Raw genomic sequence first — 4,788 nt, forward strand, 5'->3', positions numbered from 1 at the left:
GGCCGCTGCCCCGGCGACGCCCTGCTCGCCGCCGCCCGCGCCGGCGGCCCGGAGGCCGCCCTGCTGTCCGCCACCGAGACCCCGGAGGTGTCCCCGTGAGCGCTCTGCGCGAGCAGCTGGCCCGTGAGCTCGAGGCCGCCCGGCAGCGGACCCTGCTGCTCACCGACCACGACGACCCCGACCTGCTGCGCCAGCACAGCCCGCTGATGAGCCCGCTGGTGTGGGACCTCGCGCACGTGGGCCAGCAGGAGGACCTGTGGCTGCTGCGCCGCGGCGACGGTCGCCGCCCGGGGCTGCTGCCGCCGTCGGTCGAGGCGCTCTACGACGCCTTCACCCACCCGCGGGCCGTCCGCGACCGGCTGCCGCTGCTGCCGCCGGTGGAGGCCCGCGCGTTCTGCCGGGAGGTCCGCGGCCGGGTGCTCGACCGGCTCGACTCCTTCGGCGCGGACGACGACCCGTTCGACGTCGCGATGGTCGTCAGCCACGAGCAGCAGCACGACGAGACGATGCTGCAGACCCTCCAGCTGCGCGTGGGTCCGCCGCTGCTCGGCGAGGGCACCCCGCTGCCGCCCGGCCGGCCCGGGGTGGCCGGCACGTCGGTGCTCGTCCCCGGCGGGCCCTTCGTGCTGGGCGTGGACGCCGACGACGAGCCCTTCTCTCTGGACAACGAGCGGCCGGCGCACGTCGTCGACGTCCCCGCCTTCCGCATCGGCCGGGTGCCGGTGACCAACGCCGAGTACGCGGCCTTCGTCGCCGACGGCGGCTACGACACCCCGCGCTGGTGGTCCGGGCGCGGCTGGGCGCACCGGCAGGAGGCCGGCCCGCAGCGGCCGCAGTACTGGAGCCCCGACGGCACGGTGCGCACCCGCTTCGGCGTCCTCGAGCAGCTGCCGCCCGACGAGCCGGTCCAGCACGTCACGTTCTTCGAGGCCGAGGCGTACGCCGCCTGGGCCGGGGCGCGGCTGCCCACCGAGGCCGAGTGGGAGAAGGCCGCCGTCTGGGACCCGGCCACCGGTCGCCGTCGGCGCTGGCCGTGGGGCTCGGCCGACCCGTCGCCGGCGCTGGCCAACCTGGGCGGGACGGCGCTGCGGCCGGCACCCGTGGGCGCCTACCCGGCCGGCGCGTCGGCGTACGGCGCCGAGCAGATGGTCGGCGACGTCTGGGAGTGGACGTCGTCGGGCTTCCGGCCGTGGCCGGGGTTCACGCCGATGCTCTACGCCGACTACTCCGCGCCGTTCTTCGGCGGCGACCACCGCGTGCTCCGGGGCGGGGCGTGGTCGGTGGCGCCGTCGATCCTGCGGCCGAGCTTCCGCAACTGGGACCACCCGGTCCGCCGGCAGGTGTTCAGCGGCTTCCGGCTGGCCTGGTCGGTCGACGAGCCGGGCGCCTGACCCGTGTGCCGCCACCTGGCCTGGCTCGGCCGGACCCGCTCGGTCGCCTCGCTGGTGCTCGAGCCGCCGTCGTCGCTGCTGGTCCAGTCGTGGGCGCCGCGGCGGCAGCGGTACGGCACCGTGAACGCCGACGGCTGGGGCGTGGGCTTCTTCGTCCCCGGCCGGTCCCGGCCGGCGCGCTGGCGCTCGGCGCGGCCGCTGTGGGGCGACCCGTCGTTCGCCTCGGTGGCGCCGGTGCTGCACTCGGGCTGCGTGGTCGCCGCCGTCCGCTCGGCGACGGTGGGCATGCCGCTGGAGGAGAGCGCCGTCGCCCCGTTCACCGACGGCCACTGGCTGCTGTCGCACAACGGCCGGGTCGACCGGGCGGTGCTGCCGCCGGTGCGCGACGCCGAGTCGACGGTCGACAGCGCGCTGCTGGCCGCGCTGGTGTTCGCCCGCGGCCCCGACGCCCTCGGGGACACCGTCCGCGAGGTGGGCGCCGCCGACCCCGCCGCCCGGCTCAACCTGCTCGCCGCCGACGGCGCCCGGCTGCTGGCCACCACCTGGGGCGACACGCTGTCGGCCCTGGTCACCGACGAGGGGACGGCGCTGGCCAGCGAGCCGTGGGACGACGACCCGGCCTGGACCGACGTCCCCGACCGCTCGCTGGTCGAGGTGACCCCCGACGGCCTGACCGTCACCCCGCTCGACCGACCCGCCCGCCGCTGAGGAGCTCCGTGACCGACTCGCTGACCTCGTACCTCGCCCCGGACGACGCCGCGGCCGCCCTGCGCGCCGACGCGCTCGCCGGGCTGACGGCGACGCCGAAGTCGCTGCCGCCGCGCTGGTTCTACGACGCCCGCGGCAGCGAGCTGTTCGACGAGATCACCCGGCTGCCCGAGTACTACCCCACCCGGGCGGAGCGGGCGGTGCTGGAGGCGCACGCGGACGAGATGGCGCGGGCCTCGGGCGCCGACGTCCTGGTGGAGCTCGGCAGCGGCACCTCGGAGAAGACCCGGCTGCTGCTCACCGCGCTCTCGCGGGCCGGCACGCTGCGGCGGTTCGTGCCCTGCGACGTCGACCCGTCGGTGCTGGAGGCGGCCGGCGCGGCGATCACCGCCGAGTACCCGGGCGTCGCCGTCGACGCCGTCGTCGGGGACTTCACGCAGCACCTGGCCCTGCTGCCGCGGTCGGGCCGGCGGCTGGTGGCCTTCCTCGGCTCGACGATCGGCAACCTCGAGCCCGGCCCGCGGGCGGACTTCCTGCGCGACCTGGCCGCCACCCTGCAGCCGGGCGACTCGTTCCTGCTGGGCACCGACCTGGTCAAGGACCCGGCCCGGCTGGTGCGGGCCTACGACGACGCCGCCGGCGTGACCGCGGAGTTCAACCGCAACGTGCTGGCCGTGCTCGACCGCGAGCTGGGCGCCGACTTCGACCCGGCCGCCTTCGACCACGTCGCGGTGTGGGACGCCGAGGCCGAGTGGATCGAGATGCGGCTGCGCTCGCGGGTCGAGCAGGTGGTGCGGGTGGCCGCCCTCGACCTGGAGGTCCCCTTCGCCGCCGGCGAGGAGGTGCGCACCGAGGTGTCGGCGAAGTTCCGCCGCGAGCGGGTCGAGGCCGAGCTCGTCGACGCCGGCCTGCGGCTGACGCACTGGTGGACCGACCCCGACGGCGACTTCGGCGTCTCCCTGTCCAGGAAGGACCTCCCCGCCCCCCACCCCTCGCACGCTCGGGGCGGGCCGCCGCAGGGAGGCCGCCCCCGGACCGAGTGAGGATCCTGCATCCGGACCTGCGGGAACGCCGGAAGAGGGGTGTCAGCACATCCCCGATCCCGGAGGACTCCGTGACCAGGACCCGCACCCTCGGCCTCACCGCCGTCGCAGGAACCGGCGCACTGCTCGCGCTCGGCGCCGCCCCGGCCGCCGCCGCCGACACCGCCACCGTCTCGGTGCTGCACGCCGTGCCCGACACCCCCGTCGACGTCTACGCCAACGGCGAGCGGCTGATCGACGACTTCCAGCCCGGCACGCTCACCGACCCGCTGCAGCTCCCGGCCGGCTCCTACGACCTCGCGCTGTTCCCGGCCGACGCCGCCGACGGGTCGGGCACGCCGCTGCTCTCGGCGAACGGCGTCGCGGTCCCGGCGGGTGCGGACGCCACCGTCGTCGCGCACCTCACCGAGGCCGGCCAGCCGGCGCTCACGCCGTTCGTCAACGACACCTCGGCGGTGCCGGCCGGTCAGGGCCGGGTCGTCGTCCGGCACACCGCGGCCGCCCCGGCGGTCGACGTCCGCGCCGGCGGGCAGGTCGTCGCCCCCGGCCTGGCCGCCCCCGGCGAGGCCGCGCTGACCGTGCCGGCGGGCACCGTCAGCGCCGACGTCGTCCTCGCCGGCACGAGCACGGTCGCCATCGGCCCCGCCGACCTGACGGTCGCCGAGGGCGTCACCACCGTCGTCTACGCGTGGGGCTCGGGGGACGCCGGCTACCAGCTCGCCGTCCAGACCGTGCACGGCGCCTCCTCGGCACCGTCCGGCGTCCCGGGCGGCACCGCCGGCCTGGCCGACGACGGGCTGCCCCTGCCGCTGCTCGGCCTGTCCGCCGTGGGCCTGCTGGGCGCCGGGCTGGCCGCCCGCCGGCTGGCCACGACCCGCGCCTGACGGGAAGACCGACGTGCGACCCGCCGCCGCCGGCGTGGCTCTGGGACTGGCCCTCGCCGTGGGCGTACCCACCGCGTGGGAGCTGACCCGGCCGGCCGCGGCGGCGGGCGCGCCGGTCGAGCAGGCCCTGGGGACGGCGCCCGTCCCGACCCCGCCACCGGCGCCCGGCCCGGACGTGGTCGTCCGCGACGCCGCACCGGCAGCGGCGGCCGAGGTCGTCGCGCCGATCCGGCTCGCCGTCCCGGCACGGGGCGTGGACGTCGCCGTCGACCCGGTAGGCGTCACCGCCGACGGGCAGATGGCGCTGCCCGACGACGTCGACCGGGCCGGCTGGTACCGCTTCGGCCCGGTCCCCGGGGCGCCGGGCTCGGCGGTGGTCGCCGGACACGTCGACGACGCCGAGCAGGGCCTGGGCGAGCTGGCGCCGCTGCGGGAGGCCGCACCCGGCGACGAGGTCGTGGTGACCGACGGCGCCGGCGCGAGCACCCGCTGGGTGGTGACCGGCCGCGAGCTGGTCGACAAGCAGGCGCTCCCGGTGGACACCCTGTTCCGCCGCGACGGACCCCCGCGGCTGACCCTGGTGACCTGCGGCGGACCGTTCCTCCCCGAGGTCGGCGGGTACCGCGACAACGTCGTCGTCGTGGCGGAGCCGACACCATGAGGAAGGACCTCGCTGCCCCCCACCGGCCCCGGCCCGAGGCTCACCCCGAGCGTGCGAGGGGTGAGGAGGCCGGGGTCCTTCCACTGCAGCGAGGCCATAGG

General features: G+C 77.5%; 5 protein-coding genes. All 5 read left to right on the forward strand.

Annotated features, from left to right (window positions below):
• Positions 1 to 95: 95 nt before the first annotated feature.
• The 5 genes from egtB to ABQ292_RS26000 all read left to right on the forward strand — a co-directional run bounded on the left by egtB (position 96) and on the right by ABQ292_RS26000 (position 4,687).
• Entirely contained in the window at positions 96 to 1,391 is a 1,296-nt protein-coding gene (egtB, locus tag ABQ292_RS25980) for an ergothioneine biosynthesis protein EgtB (protein WP_369210592.1), read from the forward strand.
• 3 nt (positions 1,392 to 1,394) lie between these two features.
• Entirely contained in the window at positions 1,395 to 2,099 is a 705-nt protein-coding gene (gene egtC / locus ABQ292_RS25985) for an ergothioneine biosynthesis protein EgtC (RefSeq protein ID WP_369210593.1), read from the forward strand.
• Between the two features lie 8 nt (positions 2,100 to 2,107).
• On the forward strand, positions 2,108 to 3,142 hold the full coding sequence (gene egtD, locus ABQ292_RS25990) for an L-histidine N(alpha)-methyltransferase (RefSeq protein WP_369210594.1): 1,035 nt from the start codon (positions 2,108 to 2,110) through the stop codon (positions 3,140 to 3,142).
• Positions 3,143 to 3,213: 71 nt separating this feature from the next.
• Positions 3,214 to 4,026 carry a DUF4397 domain-containing protein gene (locus tag ABQ292_RS25995; RefSeq protein ID WP_369210595.1) on the forward strand — a complete coding sequence of 271 codons (813 nt, stop codon included), beginning with the start codon at positions 3,214 to 3,216 and terminating at the stop codon, positions 4,024 to 4,026.
• A 13-nt stretch (positions 4,027 to 4,039) separates the two neighbouring features.
• Positions 4,040 to 4,687 carry a class F sortase gene (locus ABQ292_RS26000; protein WP_369210596.1) on the forward strand — a complete coding sequence of 216 codons (648 nt, stop codon included), beginning with the start codon at positions 4,040 to 4,042 and terminating at the stop codon, positions 4,685 to 4,687.
• Positions 4,688 to 4,788: the final 101 nt, after the last annotated feature.

It is taken from the genome of Geodermatophilus maliterrae (genome assembly GCF_041018925.1).
Classification (GTDB): domain Bacteria; phylum Actinomycetota; class Actinomycetes; order Mycobacteriales; family Geodermatophilaceae; genus Geodermatophilus; species Geodermatophilus maliterrae.